Source organism: Leifsonia sp. Ger2509 (genome assembly GCF_055231915.1).
Window position 1 is genome coordinate 2937708 of record NZ_JBUYVB010000003.1, and the last position, 16188, is coordinate 2953895.

The 16188-nt window shown below is 64.4% G+C and carries 19 protein-coding genes and 1 tRNA gene; 13 read left to right on the top strand and 7 right to left on the bottom strand.

Going from position 1 to position 16188, the window contains the following annotated elements; all coding sequences use genetic code 11:
• Nucleotides 1-4: 4 nt before the first annotated feature.
• Nucleotides 5-1366, bottom strand: a complete 1362-nt coding sequence (radA, locus tag ACV7NN_RS14205) for a DNA repair protein RadA (RefSeq protein ID WP_463350218.1) — start codon at nucleotides 1364-1366, stop codon at nucleotides 5-7.
• Nucleotides 1367-1509: 143 nt separating this feature from the next.
• On the opposite strand from radA, the gene ACV7NN_RS14210 reads away from it, so the two are divergent.
• Nucleotides 1510-2436, top strand: a complete 927-nt coding sequence (locus ACV7NN_RS14210) for an alpha/beta fold hydrolase (protein WP_463350219.1) — start codon at nucleotides 1510-1512, stop codon at nucleotides 2434-2436.
• On the opposite strand, the gene ACV7NN_RS14215 is transcribed toward ACV7NN_RS14210, so the two are convergent.
• Nucleotides 2433-3185: an SGNH/GDSL hydrolase family protein gene (locus ACV7NN_RS14215; protein ID WP_463350220.1), complete on the bottom strand. Its 753-nt coding sequence runs from the start codon at nucleotides 3183-3185 to the stop codon at nucleotides 2433-2435. The genes ACV7NN_RS14210 and ACV7NN_RS14215 overlap by 4 nt on opposite strands.
• Before the next feature lie 112 nt (nucleotides 3186-3297).
• Between ACV7NN_RS14215 and ACV7NN_RS14220 the strand changes: the two genes are divergently transcribed.
• Nucleotides 3298-3387, top strand: a tRNA-Ser gene (locus ACV7NN_RS14220).
• Nucleotides 3388-3444: 57 nt separating this feature from the next.
• On the opposite strand, the gene ACV7NN_RS14225 is transcribed toward ACV7NN_RS14220, so the two are convergent.
• Entirely contained in the window at nucleotides 3445-4560 is a 1116-nt protein-coding gene (locus ACV7NN_RS14225; RefSeq protein WP_463350221.1) for a tyrosine-type recombinase/integrase, read from the bottom strand.
• Nucleotides 4538-5047 (bottom strand): helix-turn-helix domain-containing protein, encoded by a 510-nt coding sequence (locus ACV7NN_RS14230; protein WP_463350222.1) that lies wholly within the window; start codon nucleotides 5045-5047, stop codon nucleotides 4538-4540. The genes ACV7NN_RS14225 and ACV7NN_RS14230 overlap by 23 nt, the downstream gene beginning before the upstream one ends.
• A gap of 127 nt (nucleotides 5048-5174) precedes the next feature.
• On the opposite strand from ACV7NN_RS14230, the gene ACV7NN_RS14235 reads away from it, so the two are divergent.
• From ACV7NN_RS14235 to ACV7NN_RS14285, 11 genes are all read left to right on the top strand, one after another.
• A complete protein-coding gene (locus ACV7NN_RS14235; RefSeq protein WP_463350223.1) occupies nucleotides 5175-5384 on the top strand; it encodes a helix-turn-helix transcriptional regulator in 210 nt (69 codons plus the stop codon).
• Nucleotides 5381-5695, top strand: coding sequence for a hypothetical protein (locus tag ACV7NN_RS14240; RefSeq protein ID WP_463350224.1), 315 nt, complete (start codon nucleotides 5381-5383; stop codon nucleotides 5693-5695). Before ACV7NN_RS14235 ends, ACV7NN_RS14240 begins: the two co-directional genes overlap by 4 nt.
• The gene (locus ACV7NN_RS14245) at nucleotides 5692-5985 is read left to right on the top strand and encodes a hypothetical protein (RefSeq protein WP_463350225.1); all 294 of its coding nucleotides are present in this window, start codon (nucleotides 5692-5694) and stop codon (nucleotides 5983-5985) included. The genes ACV7NN_RS14240 and ACV7NN_RS14245 overlap by 4 nt, the downstream gene beginning before the upstream one ends.
• Before the next feature lie 127 nt (nucleotides 5986-6112).
• Nucleotides 6113-6607 (top strand): helix-turn-helix domain-containing protein, encoded by a 495-nt coding sequence (locus ACV7NN_RS14250; protein WP_463350226.1) that lies wholly within the window; start codon nucleotides 6113-6115, stop codon nucleotides 6605-6607.
• Nucleotides 6608-6640: 33 nt separating this feature from the next.
• A complete protein-coding gene (locus ACV7NN_RS14255; protein ID WP_463350227.1) occupies nucleotides 6641-6979 on the top strand; it encodes a hypothetical protein in 339 nt (112 codons plus the stop codon).
• Entirely contained in the window at nucleotides 6976-7122 is a 147-nt protein-coding gene (locus ACV7NN_RS14260; protein WP_463350228.1) for a hypothetical protein, read from the top strand. Before ACV7NN_RS14255 ends, ACV7NN_RS14260 begins: the two co-directional genes overlap by 4 nt.
• 259 nt (nucleotides 7123-7381) lie before the next feature.
• Nucleotides 7382-8515, top strand: coding sequence for a phage major capsid protein (locus ACV7NN_RS14265; RefSeq protein ID WP_463350229.1), 1134 nt, complete (start codon nucleotides 7382-7384; stop codon nucleotides 8513-8515).
• Entirely contained in the window at nucleotides 8512-9087 is a 576-nt protein-coding gene (locus ACV7NN_RS14270; RefSeq protein WP_463350230.1) for an HK97 family phage prohead protease, read from the top strand. The genes ACV7NN_RS14265 and ACV7NN_RS14270 overlap by 4 nt, the downstream gene beginning before the upstream one ends.
• A gap of 58 nt (nucleotides 9088-9145) precedes the next feature.
• Nucleotides 9146-9712, top strand: a complete 567-nt coding sequence (locus ACV7NN_RS14275) for a hypothetical protein (protein WP_463350231.1) — start codon at nucleotides 9146-9148, stop codon at nucleotides 9710-9712.
• Nucleotides 9713-10160: 448 nt separating this feature from the next.
• The gene (locus tag ACV7NN_RS14280) at nucleotides 10161-10412 is read left to right on the top strand and encodes a hypothetical protein (protein ID WP_463350232.1); all 252 of its coding nucleotides are present in this window, start codon (nucleotides 10161-10163) and stop codon (nucleotides 10410-10412) included.
• A gap of 241 nt (nucleotides 10413-10653) precedes the next feature.
• A complete protein-coding gene (locus ACV7NN_RS14285) occupies nucleotides 10654-11349 on the top strand; it encodes a hypothetical protein (RefSeq protein WP_463350233.1) in 696 nt (231 codons plus the stop codon).
• Nucleotides 11350-11858: 509 nt separating this feature from the next.
• Here ACV7NN_RS14285 and ACV7NN_RS14290 read toward each other — a convergent pair.
• From ACV7NN_RS14290 to ACV7NN_RS14300, 3 genes are read right to left on the bottom strand one after another with little or no spacing between them, the layout of a single operon-like run.
• Nucleotides 11859-12965 carry a tyrosine-type recombinase/integrase gene (locus ACV7NN_RS14290; protein ID WP_463350234.1) on the bottom strand — a complete coding sequence of 369 codons (1107 nt, stop codon included), beginning with the start codon at nucleotides 12963-12965 and terminating at the stop codon, nucleotides 11859-11861.
• Between the two features lie 3 nt (nucleotides 12966-12968).
• Nucleotides 12969-13520, bottom strand: coding sequence for a hypothetical protein (locus ACV7NN_RS14295; protein WP_463350235.1), 552 nt, complete (start codon nucleotides 13518-13520; stop codon nucleotides 12969-12971).
• Nucleotides 13517-16162 carry an AAA family ATPase gene (locus tag ACV7NN_RS14300; RefSeq protein WP_463350236.1) on the bottom strand — a complete coding sequence of 882 codons (2646 nt, stop codon included), beginning with the start codon at nucleotides 16160-16162 and terminating at the stop codon, nucleotides 13517-13519. Before ACV7NN_RS14300 ends, ACV7NN_RS14295 begins: the two co-directional genes overlap by 4 nt.
• Nucleotides 16163-16188: the final 26 nt, after the last annotated feature.

Consider the following 16188-nt stretch of genomic DNA (forward strand, 5'->3'; position numbering starts at 1 on the left):
AGGCTCAAAAGGCGGCGTCGAGTTCGCGGTCGCGCCGGTTCGCTCCGGTGCGGAACGCGTGGCGGAGCGCCTGCATGATCGTCGCGGTTTCGTCGTCGAGGCGGGCGGTGAAGCCCAGGCGCTTGGCTTCGGCTGCGCGCTGCTTGCTGTGGGAGACGGGCCGGATCTCTCCCGCGAGGCTGATCTCGCCGAAGGCGGCCAGCGTATGGGCGACCGGATGGTCGTGCACCGCTGACGCGACGGCGATCGCGATGGCGAGGTCGGCCGCGGGCTCGGTGAGCCGTACGCCTCCGACCGTGGAGATGTAGACATCCTGGTCACTAACTTTGATGCCCGCGCGTCGTTCGAGGATGGCGAGAAGCATCGCCACGCGGGACGAGTCGACCCCGTTGGTGACGCGGCGCGGGTTGGGCGCGGTAGTGCGCACGACGAGCGCCTGGATCTCGACCGGCAGCGGCCGGCGCCCCTCCATCGCGACCGTGACGCAGGTTCCCGAGACGGGTGTCGCCGCGCGACTGAGGAAGAGACCGCTCGGGTCGGCGACCTCAGCGATTCCGTCGGCCGTCATCTCGAAGCAGCCCACTTCGTCGGTCGGCCCGAACCTGTTCTTGAGTGCCCGCACGAAACGGAGGCTGGTCTGCCTGTCCCCTTCGAACTGGCAGACCACGTCGACGAGGTGTTCGAGCAGCCGCGGGCCGGCAATGGAGCCGTCTTTGGTCACATGACCCACGAGCAGCACCGGCAGGTTGCGGTCTTTTGCGACACGGATGAGGGTCGCCGCGACTTCACGCACCTGGCTGACTCCGCCGGCGAGGCCTTCGCCGTTCGCACTCGAGACCGTCTGCACCGAGTCGACGATCACCAGCTGCGGATCGACGGCATCGATCTGGCCGACGATGGTGGCCAGGTCGGTCTCGGAGGCGAGGAAGAGGTTCTCGTGCATCGCGTTCGTTCGCTCGGCACGGAGCCGGACCTGATTGACCGACTCCTCTGCGCTGACATAGAGGACCCGGGACTGCCGGACCGCGGCCTTCGACGCCACTTCGAGCAGGAGCGTCGACTTGCCGACACCGGGCTCTCCGCTCAGCAGCACCGCCGCGCCCGGCACGATGCCGCCGCCGAGAACCCGGTCGAACTCGTCGATACCCGTCGGCCAGTGGCGCACGATGCTGGTCGGAATGGCCATGATCGAGCGTGCCGCCTTCGCGTCGCTGATGGCCACGGGCTTCAAGGCGCGAAGGATGCCCGTTTCCGCTGCCGCTTCGACGACCGTGCCCCACTCCTGGCATTCGCTGCAGCGGCCCGCCCATTTCGCCGTCGTCCACCCGCATTCGGTGCAGCGGTAGCTGAGTTGAGCTCTTGCCACAAAGGCCTCCTCGGTCGTTCACCACTGTAAGCGCGACCACTGTCACCGGGGCCGCGCGACGCCGCGACTGTGCACAGTCGATACGAGTCTGTTCTTGTGGACGACCACTACCGATGTCGTACGCCAGGCGGACAATGAAGGACATGGCAAATCTCACTTTCACCGAGCCGTCCGGCCGGAAGATCGGTGTATCCACCTTCGGTGACGCCGACGCAGAGCGCGTGGTCGTGTTCTGTCACTCTGCGCCCGGCTCGTCGGTCTTCGATCCCGATCCCTTGGTCACGAACACCCGCAATGTACGCGTCGTCGCCCTCGATCGTCCGGGTTACGGCTCGTCCGACCCGCTTCCCGGTGGGGTGTGGCCGAGTATCGCCCAGTATGCGGATGACATCGCCGCGTACCTGCGCGTCCTGCGACGCGATGAGGGTGCCATCGGCGTGCATCCGGGGCCGGTCGGGATCGCCGGCTGGTCGGCGGGTGGCCGGGTCGCTCTTGCGGTCGCGGCACGGCATCCGGAGATGGTCGATCGCGTCGCGATCGTCGCGACGCCCGCCCCGAACGAGTTCGTGCCCTGGATTCCGCCAGCGCTCCAGGCGACATCCGATGAACTCGCCAAGCACGCGCCGGACGACGCCATCGCGCGACTCGGCGAGATGCTCGACGGGCAGCTCGGCGCGGTGATTCAGGCGCCGCCTGACGCGTCGGTGCCGTTGGATGCGGTGGGGGCGTCCGAGATCGACAGTGACGTACTCGGGCTTCCCGGGGCGCGGGACCGGCTCGAACGCATGATGCGGGATGCGGTGCGCCAGGGCACTCGCGGTGTCGCAGCGGACATCCTGAGCTACACCGCTCGCCCATGGGGTTTCGATGTCGGCGCAGTCCAAGCGAAGACCTTGATCGTGAATGGGCAGGCGGATGTTCTTGCCGGCAACGCCCACGCCACCTGGTATCAGCGGGCAATCCCTGATTCCAGGGTCGAGATGGTTCCCGGCCGGGGCCATCTTGTGATCATTCCGGCCTGGGATCGGGTGCTGTCGAACCTTGCGCCTGGCACGAAACGTGGTGGCTAGGCGGGCTCGGGGAACTTCTCGAGCATCCGGGCTGTAACCGTCGGAAGGAATGCCGACGCCCAGATGCGGTACCCGTGGTCGTTCGGGTGGAAGAGGTCGTTCGCGAACTGGGTGAGCACGCCTTTCAGGCCTTGACGTTTCATCATCTCGTGCAGCGGCACCACGGTGAGATCGCGTTCCTGAGCTGCCTCCCGAAGGATGCGGTTCGCAACTGCCACCTTTCGCTCGTTGTGTGGCAGATAGAAGCAGGGCAGGTCCGCCACGATCGCATCGGTTGGGAGCGCATCCAGGAGGAGGCGGATGTCCGCCTCGAAGGCGTCCGGCTCGAAGGTCGGGATGTCGTTGGCTCCGATCGAGACCGTCACGAGGTCGGGATCGAATCGACGAAACCGGGGGAGTTGCTCGGCGACTGCCGTGCCCACGGTAGCTCCGGACACGCTCAGGTTGACGACGCGCACCGTGCGACCGGTGACCGCACGGATATGATCGGCGATCAGTCCGACATAGCTCTTGTGAGGAGCCGTGGCACCGATGCCTTGCGCCGCGCTGTCGCCGAGCGCGACATAGAGGAGCTCGCCCTCGGTCTCAGAATGCTCGCGCCACCACTTCGAGTGCACCGGCAGGGTCTCGCTCAGCCGAGTGCGGTTTCGGTCGAGGCGCTCCCTCGCCCAGCGGACCCCCAGCCAGGCGAGAAGGGCGACGACTGTTGCGGATACGCCCGCGCCAACTAGCGCCGCTGTCGTCTTCATCCCCACCCCACGACTTTATCGCCGTTACGGCAGCCCGGACCCCGTTATCCACAGGGAGGACGTCGAGGCCAGAATTGGCGCGACCGACACCTGTTCGCGTACAGTAGTCGGCGGTACCGTGTCCGAGCGGCCGAAGGTGCAACTCTCGAAAAGTTGTGTGGGTGAAAGCCCACCGTGGGTTCAAATCCCACCGGTACCGCCAAAGCAAAGGCCCTACATCCCTTATAAACACTGGGATGTAGGGCCTTTCGTATGTCGGTCAAACGGCTTTGCCCCCTGTTTGCCCCCTGTTTGCTGCAGCGCGTGCCAGGTCGAGGGCGCTGCCCACGGCGTCCAGGTCGTCATCGAACAGGTCCGCGTACACGTCGAGGGTCATCGCCGCGCTCTTGTGGCCCAGCATGCGCTGCACCGCCTTCACGTTCGCCCCAGCGCTGACCGCCAGGGACGCAGCAGTGTGCCGCAGGTCGTGCAAGGTCAGGCGGGGGAGCAGCGGGTCAACCTGCTGCGCGTCACGGATGGCAGCCACGTACCATCCGCGCCTGCTGTCCGGGCTGCGCACGTGATCGGTGCCGTTGCCGAAGATGAGCTGGTCGCGGCGCTTGCCGATGCAGAGGCGGCTCAACTCCTCGATCAGGAACGCCGGGACGGGGACGGAGCGTAGCTCGTGGTTCTTTGGCGAGCCGGTGACGATTTCGCCGCCGACCGCGACCGCGTTCTCCGTCACGAACACCCTGCGCCGCAGCGCGTCCAAGTCCTGCACCCGCAGACCCGTCGCTTCACCCCAGCGAAGGCCGGTGTAGGCGAGGAAACGCACCAGGGTCGCATGGTCCCTGCTGTGACTCGCCAGCAGTTCAACCTGCGCGTGCGTCAGGTACGGGTGACGGTGCGTCTCCTTCCGGGGAAGGTTCTTCAAGCCGCGTGACGGGTTGCTGCTCAGCAGCCGGTCGGCCATCGCGTTGTCGAGGATCGCGGCCAGGATGCCGTGGGCACGCAGCACCGTTGACGGGCTCTTCTCCTCGCTCAGGTCCGCGATCCAATCCCGCACGGCGCTGTGCCGAATCCGACCGATCTGCACGTCACCCCAGCGCGGCAGGACGTGGATGCGCCAGGTGCTTTCGACGGTACGCCGGTAGGACGGCTTGTGGCGGGTTTGCGCGGCCAACCAGTCGGCACCTAACTGCGCCACGGTCACCCGGCCTGCGTTCGCTTCCACGTAGTCGCCGCGCACGATGCTGGTGCGCTGCTGCGCAACGAAGTCGTCGGCGTCCCGCTTCGTGGTGAACCCCCACTTCTCCTCACGACGCCCTTCGGGGTTATACCAACGGGCCTTGTAGCGCTTGCCCGTCTTCGTCTCATAGCTGGTGATCGTTGCCATTGCTCTTTCCCTCGGTCTTGAGAAGCTCGATGAACTCTTCGATGCCCTGATCGATGGTCCACGTCGCTTCCAGCGCGTTCGTGAACGGTTCCAGTTGCCACTCCGGCAGGGCGTAGCGGATGAACGTCAACGTCTCGTCATGGCTCGGCTCAGGAACCGGAGGCCTCCGCGCTTCCAGCCAAGCCCAGACGGAATCGGCGCGCCCCTCCGCGCCCGTGAGGGTGATCGTCGTTGCTGCATCGACGGCAGGCAGCAGGAAGCTGATCGGTGACACCCCGAGCGCGGCGGCCAACGCGGTGAGGTCGTCCACATCCATCCGCCGCGCGCCGCTCTCGATCTTGCTGATGGCGGTCAGTGACAGGGGGTGGCCCAGCGCGGTCACCCGTTCGGACACCTCGCGAAGGGTCACCCGTTGGGCGTTGCGGATGCCTCGAAGTCGTTCGGCAGCAACTGCACTAGTTCCCGCCGTTTCGTAGTTGTTCTCCATAATCGCAAACGGTACACCTCATTATTGCCAAACTCCAATCAAACGCGTACGGTGGCCCCATTCGGATGTTTCGCTCTAAAAGAAGGGAGGTTTTGCGATGTTGGAAAAGCAGCCATCAATCGACGTTGTGCCGATCAGGCTGGTCTACCTGTCGCCGGAAGAACTCTGCGAGCGTCTTCCCGGTACCACGCCCGGTTACTGGGCAGATCACCGCTTCCACGGCACCGGCCCCGAGTTCGTCAAGCTCAGCCACAAGAAGGTCGTCTACCCGGAGGACAAGCTGCAGGAGTGGCTTGCCGCTCGAAGCCGCACGAGCACGCGCGACGGTGCCGTATGACCGGGGAACTGGCACATCTCGCGGGGGTGGCGCGCGGACGAGCGAAGCGCCCAAACGAGCATTTAATGAGCCCGCGCGAAATCGCCGAGGACGAGGTGCGCGCGTTCGCCACCTCGGTTCGCACGATGGAGCTGTTGACGGTCGCGGAAACGCAACGGCACCGGTTCCTGCAGGTCTGGCCGGAAGGCTGTCTAGGTGTGTCGCCGACCGTGCGCGACACCATCAACCCGGAAGGGTTCCGACGAGTTGCGGACGGGCTGCTCAAGCTCGCTGCGGAATGGGAAGCAGAATCGGCGGGCAGTCCCTCATGACCCGTTTCCACGACGCACCGGAAACCTACTGGCAGGCAGAAGAGCGGGAACGCACGAGGAACAACGCCATGCGCTTCGGGCTGTGCGCCGCGTGCGCCGCACAACTCGCCACCGGCCACCAGGTCGGGTTCGGGCGGTTGGAGCACCCGCCCTGCCTGCTCTGCGCTCCGCTGGTGGCGACGCTGCCGAAGCGGCGTCCGAACCTGTGGCGCACCGTCGAGGGCCCCGCCCATCGCGCGTCATCCTGGCCTGCACGGAAACGCGTTGAGGTTGGGGAGGGCGACGGATGAGCCCCAGACAGACGGGAGGCCCCCGTCAGGAACAGGGGCCCACCAGCACCGCTAGCACACGGACGGATCAGGACGCTCGCATGAGCATCGTAACCCTGGCCGCCGACATCGCGGAAGGGGTGCGGTGATGAGCATCGACGCCATCAACTGGGCGAAGGGCTGGCCGGACCTGACCCCATCTCAAGCGTTCGTGCTCGTGATCATCGCGGACTATTACAACGAGGACGAGCATCGAGCGTGGCCATCCGTCGATGCGATCCGCGCCGCAACGAAGCTGGGCGAGTCGACCGTCCATCGCGCCGTCGCCTGGCTGAAAGGCTCAGGGCTGATCGTGGTGGAGCCGTGGGAGGTAGACGGCACCGGACGGCCGCTTTCGAACCGGTACTGCCTGCCCGACCACGACCCGCTTTCGATCCCCTCCTCCGTTCTTCCGGTGCGCGCCCGGAAGGGAGGGAAGTACGGATGGGAAGCCATCCCTGAGCCTGTGGATAACTTCCCCGAGGGGTCCCAGAGCGGGACCCTCCCAGGGTCCAAGACTGGGACCCCAGGGGTCCCAGAGCGGGACCCCCAGGGGTCCCAGAGTGGGACTGGAGGGGTCCCAGAGCGGGACCCGATCTTTTAAAGAACACAAGAGAACGATTAATGATCTTTTAACGTGCGCGAGCGCACGAACTGCACGGAAGGAATTCTGATGGACCTGAGGGGAATCGACCCGCAGCAAATCTTCGTCGGACACATCGGTGGGCAACTCGTGCTGGCCGCTGACGCCGAGGACGAGAGCAAGTTTGACCGCCTACTCCGCGCCTACATGAAGGCGGGAGGTGACGCCCGGGAGCTGATCGGATGGTTGGCCCGCGAGGTGGGTGCCAGCTACGCACTCCTGGAGGCGGGGAACGGCACTGGCTGGCAGGACACGCTGCGGCGGGGCCTGCTCGACGTGGAGGCCGAGATGGAGTGGATGGTTGCCGTCGAGGAGGAAGGCGAAGACGGATGACATTCCTGGGCGGCGACGAAGCGGGCGACCTGGTGCAGGTGCCGTTGGCGTACGGCGACGACGGCAGGCCGGTGGAATGGGTGTGGGTGCCCCGGGAGCACGCGGATGACTGGAATGCCGCCCGGTGGCACCCGCTGCGGTGAACCCTTCCGCCAGGACATAACACCGGGTATTCTTCGAGGTAGCACGAGAGCATCCCTCCCGCTGTCACAGGTCAAGGCCGAGGAACCCATCGCAGGGTCAAGGCCGAGGAACCCCAGCAGTCGAGGCCGGAAGCACTCTGCAGCAGACGCCCTTCGAGGAGCCTGACCAGGCCGCGAACCTGGTGTGGGCCAAGGCGAGCAGAAGCGACATTCAAGCGCCAGTCCTGGCGCGTCGTTTTCGCATCCCCTCGGAGCCCTCATGCCCACGTTGAAAGAACAAAGAGCCGTCCTTCTGGACCAGGCCACCGCCATCATCGACGGTGCCAAAGACCGCGACCTCACCGACCAGGAGCAGACCCAGGCGTCCACCCTCCTCGACCAGGTGGCAGGCCTCGACCAGTCCATCAAAGCGTCCGAACGTTCCGGCGCGATCATTCACAAGCTGACAAATGCGTACCCGGACGGTGCCGACCTGGACGGCCCCGCCGAATTCGGGTCCAAGCATCTGTCCCTGCGACGGGTACCAGCCAAGGCATACGCCGCCATGCAGGCGAAAGCGTTCATCACCCCCGGCAGCGAAGTTGTCGCCGTCGAGTTCCTGCCGGTCGTGCAGCTTGCCGGTCGCGCACCCACCAACCTCCTCGACGCGATCCCCGCCAGCCAGCGGCAGTCGCCTTACTACACATTTTTGCAAGAGACCGTGAGGACTCCGAACGCTGGCGTTGTCGCCCCCGGCACCGCCAAGCCGGTATCCGTGTTCACCGTCACCGCCCAAGACTCCCGTCTCAAAGTGATCGCCACCCTCAGCGAGCCCATCGACAAATACGTCCTCCAGGACTCGATCAACCTGCAGCAGTTCCTCACCGCCGAGTTGGCCAGCGCCGTCCAGGCCGCCATCGAAAACGAAATCATCAACGGCGACGGAACCGGTGAACACTTCCTCGGCCTCAACAACCTGTCCGGCATCCAGGTCGTCACCGGCGCGGTGGACCTGGTGACCGGCCTGCGGAAAGCCATCACCGCCCTGCAGTCCGTCTCCATCCCGCCCGCCGTGTTCGCGGTCAACCCGACCGACTTCGAGGTCGCGCAAACCACCCGCCACGGCACCGGTGGAGAGCTGGACTGGGACCTCGACGGCGCGCCGATCGATGCCGGGCGTCAGCAGGCTTGGTCGGTGCCCATTGTCACCGTCCCCAGCATCCCCGCAGGAACCGCCTGGGCGCTCGGTCAGGGTTCCGTCCAGTTGTCCAGCGACGGACGCCTGATGAGCGAATGGGGCATGCCTGGCACGGCCTTCGAAATGAACCAGATCGTGATGCGCTCGGAGACCAGGGCGAACCTCGACGCTCTTCGTCCTGTCGGTGTCGTCAAAGTCAGCATCACCGGATCATGACCATGCGCACCAAGATCGCAGCGATGACCGGCCTGAAAGCGGGGCCGGCCGATGGGCTCGGGGACGGCGAGTTCGTCGCCTACGCCAGCACCTGGACCCGCACGCCCGATGCCTACGGGGACGTGGTGAAACAAGGCGCGTTCGCCCAGACGATCAAAGACTGGGAAGCCAGCGGCAACGTGGTACCCATCCTCTACGGGCACCGCTCCGACGATCCCAACATGAACATCGGGGCAGCGCTCGACCTTGCCGAAGACGACCACGGGCTGAAGGTGCACGGTAAGTTCGACCAGACACCCACCGCCCAGCAGGTGTACGACCTGGTGAAAGGACGCCGCCTGTCCCAGCTCTCCTTCGCCTACGACGTGGTGGACTCCGCCCCGGTGAAGGCGGCGGGGGACGACAAGATCAACGAACTCCGGGAGGTCCGCCTCTACGAAGTGAGCCTGGTCCCCGTCGGGGCTAACCAGGACACCAGTGTTGTCGCCGTCAAGCAGGCCCGGGACACGAAGAGGGTCCTACGCGCCGACCTGGAACTCCGCCTCCGCCTGGCGGAGGCCCAGCGTCCCTAATTTTGGGCGAGCGCTGTGGCATGTCTAGCGGGGTAGCGGCGCTTCGCTACCATGCAGCATGCCCTGCACTCAGAGTCAGCTGATCTGCGAACTGCAAAAGATCGCCGACGCCGTTCAACCCGGTTGGGACTGGAACTCGTTCGGGGTCACATTCCTCGCCACCCTCGCCGGTGTCCTCGTCTCAGGTTTCATCGCCTGGCTCATCTACCAAGGTCAGAAACGAGAGCAATACAAGACTCGCATCGATGATGCGCTCGTACGCGTTCTCTATGCGGCCCAAGACACGTTCCAAGAACTGGAGCCATTGAACACGCCCGAGAAGCGGGATACGCCTGCATCCGAGCTACCGCCGAACCCCCACGGTCTTCTGACGACCCTCCTCGCCACACGGCTTATCGCGCGCGACACGGACCTCCAGGTGGTGAAAGCCCTTCAGAATCTGCTCCGCGAGTACTTCCCTTCCCAGATCCCTGAACGGCTCGTTCTTGTTAGCGATGTGACAGGGATCATCGCGACGTGGCGATCCGGGGAGACCAGCATCGCCGACGTGCTCAAGCGCTGCGACGAGGCGGCGGCTAGTTTTCGTGAATGGCGGAGCCACACGAAGGAGCAAGGTGGCGGCTGAACTCCGACATCCCCGTCCAGCCTGCGTGACTGTCGCGAGGGAAGGGGAGTCGAGATCGCCAGGTGCTCCAACCTGAACCACTCTTCCCGGTAGTGTGCCGGTACCCCCGCAAAATCGGCACCCCCCCTTACACGCGTTATGGGAATGGCCGGAAATGCTAGAACTAGCTTTTCGGGGCGAGCGCGTCGGGGCCCAGCAGGTCGAGCACCAGGCCAGCCTGAGTGACCACTGCCAGCCGCGATCTTCGTTAGTGCGCGATCCCGCAGTAGCCACCGAGCCGCGAGCCCAGCGTCCACCGTTGCGCTTCCCACCAGCGACCAGGGTGAGCGCGGTCGCTGCTGCGCGCTGCGGGACGGACAGGTTCTAGCCAGTCTTGGACGGGAAAGTCGTGTCCACACCGAACGAAGCGCCCCACCACCGGGGCCGGAATGCCACCAGGAGGCACCGCATGACGAACACCACCACGACCAGCACCCCCACGAAGACGACCCCCGCCAGGACGGCACCCGCCGCGAAGGCACCTGCGGTGAAGGCGCCGAAGGTTGACCCGGCCACCACGCCCGAACGGAAGGCGGAGCGCAGGCTCGTCGTGAAGCGTCGGGCCGCAGGCGAGTCCTGGGCGGCCATCGCGAAGGACCTGGGCATGTCCCCAATGGGGGTGCGTGGACGGTACATCGACCTGGTGCCCGTCAAGGAGTAGCACCTGCCAGTGCAGGGTGCTAGAACTAGCACCCGCAGCCCCTCGTCCTTTCGGGCGGGGGGCTTTTGCGTCCGGCCTGTCGCAGCGACCTCGCCCTCGAAGTCCCCGATAGCGTCAGCATGTGAGGTACGGAGAGAGCCTTGAGACACCCGAAGCCGTCGCTGCAGGCCTTGCAGCCCTGAGAATAATTCGGGAGCATCTCGCTGGGTACGAATCCACCCCCGAGGCTTTGCCCGGATCAGTGCTAGCGAACGAGAATCGACTCAATCCCTACGAATCCACCGGACACCTCGTCGCGTTCTTCAACGCCATCGCGTTCGACAACCTTCTGGCTGTCATGCGGGTCGCCGCACCGGTCGACGAAACTCAACACCCGCCGCTGCCAGCTTTCGCCTTGTATGGCCAACTCCGCGCGAGCATCGAAGCTGCGGCATGGGCTTACTGGCTTGTCGTCAGCGAAAGGAAGGCCGTCCGGCTTTACCGAGCGCTCACCGTAACCTTCGGGCACGCCGAGGACTTCGAGGAAACCATGCGAAGCCTCGGAATGACGTGGCCTGCGGAAGGCCGCATCGAACGACTCCAAGAAATCGCTGATGGAGCGCGGTTGCAGAAGGAACTCCACCACCCGCCGACTACCAGTGACATGCTGCGCGTGGTCGGGCAAACGTTCAGGCAGAAGGAACGACATTTCAACGCGCTCAATGGATGGAAGCTCTGCAGTGGGGTGTCGCACGGAAGCCGCCCGGTCGTCTACAACCTCAGCGAACGGCGACCAATCGGGGAGGCCGATGAGAACGGCAGCATCGGCATGAATCTGACGATGCGGGTGGATATGGCCGCTTCGCTGGCACTGTTGGCGTTCGATTTGATGAAGGTCCTGCATGAACGCCACGCCTTTCTCTGCACGCATGACTACAACGGGCGCGTTCTGCCCTAGCTGCGAACCGGCCCCTGCGGCACCGTACACGCCAGCCACAGGCGCTCAACCCGCCCACCTGGTGCTAGGTCATCGGAGGGGGACGAAATCCCGCCTGTACGAGGCGCGTAGGGTAGCCGGATCGTGTGCTCCCGACCGGTTAGCCCCCCATTTGCCCCCCATTTCAGCGAGATTTATCCCAAACCATCGCACCCCATCCACCCCATAAATCCCTTGCAAACACTGGGATGTAGGCAGATTTCCGCAGAATGACAGGGCCGCCCTTTTAGGTTCAAATCCCACCGGTACCGCCAATTGCAAGCCCCGGAATCCCTTGAAAACACAGGGATCCGGGGCTTTTCTCATGTGCGCGCAAAGCCGTTTGACTACATTTTGACTACATCTGAAATCGCTTGACTGTGATCACGCAGCTCAAATAAGGCTGCATCTGGCGATCGTCGGTCCGGTCAGTTCGGCCCCGCGGCTTCGTCAGTCTTTGCAGTGCTCCCTGCTCGCCGACGATGGAGGGGTCAGCGGGCCGTGATTCCACTTGCCCGGGCCAAGTCGAGCGCCAGCGCCACAGCGTCCAAGTCGTCATCGAAAAGGTCGGCGTACGTGTCAAGGGTCATGGCGGCGGACGAGTGTCCAAGCATCCGTTGCACCGCCTTCACGTTGGCGCCGGCGCTGATCGCGAGGCTTGCAGCGGTGTGCCGGAGATCATGGATTGTGACGCGCGGGAAGTCGGAATCGAGCGCTTGCGATCTGGAGATCGCGCCAACGTACCAGCCACGACGTCGGTCGGGCTGATGAAGATGGCTGTCTCCATCACCGAAGAGAAGCTGCGATGACCCTTTGCCTTCCGCCGATGCTGCGAGCAAGGGCGCGAGGAATGGTGGGAACGGGACGCTCCGGGATTCGCCTGTTTTCGGCGTTCCAACGTGAATGGTGCCGGAGACCTCGACGGCGTTCTCGTGAACATCCACCCGACGGCGGACGAAGTCGACGTCTCCAATGTGCAGTGCAGTGGCCTCTCCCCAACGGAGTCCGGTGTATGCGAGAAAGAGTACGAGCGTCCGGTGCTTCTTCGCGTTGTCGGCGAGCAGATCCACTTGCGCGTGATTCAGGTAGGTGTGCTTCCCCTTCAGCTTGCGGGGGAGGTTGACGCCGCGGGCTGGGTTGGACGGAATACGGCGGTCCATTACCGCGGTGTCGAGAATGCTGGCCAGGACGCCGTAAGCGCGAAGGACGGTCGTCGCGGAACGCGGCTTTCCGTCGCCCTTTGTGAAAGCCGTGATCCAGTTCTGCACTTCCGAATGCCGGATTTCGCCGACGCGGCGGCTTCCCCACTTGGGCTCGACGTGAACTCGCCAAGCGATCTCGACTGGCTTTAGCGATGAGGGCTTCAAGTGGTGCTGGTTTGCCAGCCACTCGCCACCGAGTGTGCTGATCGTCGAACGCGAGGCTCGCACGTCCATGAATTCGCCTCGAGCTTTCGCGACTTCGAGGGAAGCGAGGAAGAGTTCGGCGTCGCGCTTGGTGCGGAATCCGCGCTTGCCGGTTAGGTCGCGCTCGGGCGTTCGATACTGCACGCGGTACCGCCGGCCACCCGCCGTCTCGTAAGCGTGAATGCTTCCCATTTCTCAGCCCCGATCGCTGATCGTGGCATTGCACCGCGATGAAGTGAGCAGCGTCAGGCTACGTTCGGGCGCCGACATTTCGTTCTCCGGTGTGGCTTTTCCTTCACGGAAGTCTGCAGTCTCCGACAAACTGATTAGGTGGAACGGGAGCATCCGGAGCCGAAGCCCTGGGGAACTTCGGACAATGAAGCAGTCAATTTGTGCCGCGAATGGATGGCATATCTCGGCGCAGCGGATACCGTCGTGGCTTCTGGGGCGACGCTTCATGCGTGCGATCTCTACAGTTCGGGATATCTGGCATGGGTCGAAAATCAGCGTGGCAATCTCGAAATTGATCATGTGGAACGAGCGGCAAGGGTCTCGACGGCAGACGGACGTCGAGCCTTGATCTTTGTCCGCCACGGGGTGCTTCCGGATGCTCGTGAGAGAGCCGATGAGCTCCGGGTCGCCATCTTCGGATTCGATCCCCGCGGTGGAACTCTGGATGGGGTCAACTTGCTCGGCCGGGAGTTCTGCGCAGCCGGTCTGACCAAGTAGAACGATCGGTTTGATCATTCGAGCCCGACTGAAGTTCGGTGACGAACCGGTTCCGCGACGATCGGGCCGGAGGGGGACTGGGCAGCTCGCCGGAGTTCGGCCTGCGCTGCCGCTCGCGACTTCTCCATCGTCTCTTCCAGTGTTTGGCGTTGCATCATCTCGACCAACTGGGACCTCGCGGAATCCTCAGTCGGAGCCACGAGCACTGCCGCGTTTTTTCCCTTGCCGCGAGTGAGACCCACATAAAGTCCTGCGGCGTCGACTCCGGGTCCGACAAGCGAGCGATCGGTGGTCTCGCCCTGGACTCCGTAAACGGTTGTCGCGTATGCGAGGTGAATGTGTGATTCAGCGTAAGCGAGGCTGACTTTCTTCAGATCGGTCGTGTCGGCGCTCGCGGCAAGCACCACGTGGTCCTTGCCAATGGTCCTAACGATCCAGTTCTGGCGGTTCTGGACGTCGGCGGCGCTGTCGTTGCGCCGGGTCTGAACCACATCACCAACGAAAATTGCCTGGCCCGATTGCCCGGCGATCGAACGTCCGATGGAAATCGAGCCAGATCCGATTCGTCGGGCTTGGATCGCTTCGCTGATTTCCTGGGCTTCTGCGTGAGTAGCCGTCACCAACGAGATCGTCTCTCGCCGCCCAACAGCGTCAAGCCAGGCGTCGACCATGGCCTGGCGCGCTGTGACGTCGTTATCGGTCATCACTACATGGCCAGTTCGGACCAGCTCGTCTGCCACATCACGCATAGCGTCCAGGTCCTGAGGATCGCGCAGACGAAGGGTGAGATCTGCCCACTCGGGATCCTTGAAGCGGTGTGTAGTTGTGAGTTCCACACGGTCAGATGAGCGGCGCCAGAAGAGGGCCATCGCGCCCGAATGTCCGACAGGCAACGCTTGCAGTTCATCGCCGACGAGGGCGATTCCCGCGCCGGTGCGCTCGACGACATCCACGAGGGCTGACGCGGCCTCGAGATCCAGCATGCCGGCCTCATCGACGACGATGCGATCACCAGGGTTGATGCTGATCCGAGGGCCGCTATAGATGAATCCTGAAGTCGGATCAATCTCGCCGTTCGAAAGCTTCGTCCATGCGGTTGCGCCGGACTCGTCGGTCGCCCAGCGCCATCCGAACTCGTGAAGGAGTTGGTGGAGCGATGACGATGCGCTCGTCGTCTCGCGCCCCGCCACGGCCGACGCCTTTTTGGTTGGGGCAACAATGATCATCTTGTGGCCACGTCGCAGCAGGGCAGCTGCCGCGACCTTGAGCATCGTGGTCTTTCCCGTACCGGCCGGCCCCGAGATCACCACGTTGCGCGTTGTGCCACCGAGCGCCGCAGCGCCGGTGAGCTGGCCATTGTCCAGGATTCGTTCGGCGTCTACTGCATGACCGACGGCGGCCACTTCCGCCGTGCTGAGCATCCTCCCTGGCGCGGAAAGGGCGTCAACTTGGTAGGCGAGAGTTGCCTTCAGCTTGGCGGTGGAAATCGCCATGAGGTGTTTGACGTGCTTCGGGGCGTCCGGTTCGGAGATCAGTGTCACCGTGCGCGAGCACGCCACAACCTCCTCGGCGAGCGTCGCAAGGACGTCCCGGTCAGCGACAACGCCTGTTGCTGCGATCGCGCGGAGCGCCCCGGCCCGCACGTCCATCATGCTGAACCGTCCACCGCTGCCGGTCGAACGGGCATCCGCGTCCACAATGGCCTTGGCGGCCAGCAACTCGAGGTCGAGATCCTCGACGGCGACAGTGGGCGCCAGCACCGGTGAACGTGCCAGGCCGAGCGCCGGGTCCGCAGTAGAGAGCTCTTCACGAATTAGCGCGGCCCATCCATCTTCGTCGAGCTCGCGCGGCTTGTTCGGTCTGCCGACGGCCCACGCCCAATGATCGATCTGACTGAGCACGTCGTGGGAGGGCTCCCGGCCGGGGTGTTGCTGCTTCCACCAGGCAATGCGGATGGCTTTGTTGGCTTCGATCTGCGCGGACCGCTTGGAGAGCGGTCGCACGAGGTGCTGCAGTTGGGTGATCTCCCCGTCCGAGTTCAAGCTGAAGCCTTTGGCTGCGAGCGCGTAGATCCAGCGGGGGTCCGTGCGGGAAGCGAGGTCGCCTTCGGCATTGATCACGTTCTGGAACCGCAACGCCACCCGGGTGTCAACGTTCGACCACTTCCCGTCTTGTCCTTGGACTTTGACGTTGAGCCAGAGGTGCCGATGCTTGTGCGGATCCAGGGACCGGGAGCGTTCATGGCGGAGCTCGACAACTTCGATCCGGGCGAGGTCTTCGCGGGTGGTGCCGCCTCGGCCGCGGCGGGCGTTGAGTTCGGACTGCCAGAGTTTGATGATCCGATCCCGCAACCGGTCTTGGAGGTCTTCGTAGGCGGCAGCAAGTTCGGGGTCGAGCATGGCGGCGATCGAGTACGACTTCGGGGCGTTGATCGTCGCATCCAGGATGAGATCCGCTGCCGGCGACTCGAGGTCCTTGCCGCGTCGCTCACGGGTGAGGGGGTCGATCCCGTCGACCCAGTCCTTGAGCTGGGCGCGGGTGAGCAGGTCGTCACGGATGGCACCATTCTCGACGATGTACCGGGTCATGACCGCGTCGGCGTAACCGGCGGCAGCGACCACCCCGTTGGCGGTTTTGGCTGTCAGGGTGGCGTCGCACACACCGCCGAAGGCATAGTTGACCGCTT

Bases quoted from the DNA above. Each gene is read 5' to 3' on its own strand.
- ACV7NN_RS14210 (WP_463350219.1), top strand. From the start codon at position 1,510: ATGGCAAATCTCACTTTCACCGAGCCGTCCGGCCGGAAGATCGGTGTA.
- ACV7NN_RS14215 (WP_463350220.1), bottom strand. From the start codon at position 3,185: ATGAAGACGACAGCGGCGCTAGTTGGCGCGGGCGTATCCGCAACAGTC.
- ACV7NN_RS14225 (WP_463350221.1), bottom strand. From the start codon at position 4,560: ATGGCAACGATCACCAGCTATGAGACGAAGACGGGCAAGCGCTACAAG.
- ACV7NN_RS14230 (WP_463350222.1), bottom strand. From the start codon at position 5,047: ATGGAGAACAACTACGAAACGGCGGGAACTAGTGCAGTTGCTGCCGAA.
- ACV7NN_RS14240 (WP_463350224.1), top strand. From the start codon at position 5,381: ATGACCGGGGAACTGGCACATCTCGCGGGGGTGGCGCGCGGACGAGCG.
- ACV7NN_RS14245 (WP_463350225.1), top strand. From the start codon at position 5,692: ATGACCCGTTTCCACGACGCACCGGAAACCTACTGGCAGGCAGAAGAG.
- ACV7NN_RS14250 (WP_463350226.1), top strand. From the start codon at position 6,113: ATGAGCATCGACGCCATCAACTGGGCGAAGGGCTGGCCGGACCTGACC.
- ACV7NN_RS14260 (WP_463350228.1), top strand. From the start codon at position 6,976: ATGACATTCCTGGGCGGCGACGAAGCGGGCGACCTGGTGCAGGTGCCG.
- ACV7NN_RS14265 (WP_463350229.1), top strand. From the start codon at position 7,382: ATGCCCACGTTGAAAGAACAAAGAGCCGTCCTTCTGGACCAGGCCACC.
- ACV7NN_RS14270 (WP_463350230.1), top strand. From the start codon at position 8,512: ATGACCATGCGCACCAAGATCGCAGCGATGACCGGCCTGAAAGCGGGG.
- ACV7NN_RS14275 (WP_463350231.1), top strand. From the start codon at position 9,146: ATGCCCTGCACTCAGAGTCAGCTGATCTGCGAACTGCAAAAGATCGCC.
- ACV7NN_RS14280 (WP_463350232.1), top strand. From the start codon at position 10,161: ATGACGAACACCACCACGACCAGCACCCCCACGAAGACGACCCCCGCC.
- ACV7NN_RS14290 (WP_463350234.1), bottom strand. From the start codon at position 12,965: ATGGGAAGCATTCACGCTTACGAGACGGCGGGTGGCCGGCGGTACCGC.
- ACV7NN_RS14295 (WP_463350235.1), bottom strand. From the start codon at position 13,520: ATGATCAAACCGATCGTTCTACTTGGTCAGACCGGCTGCGCAGAACTC.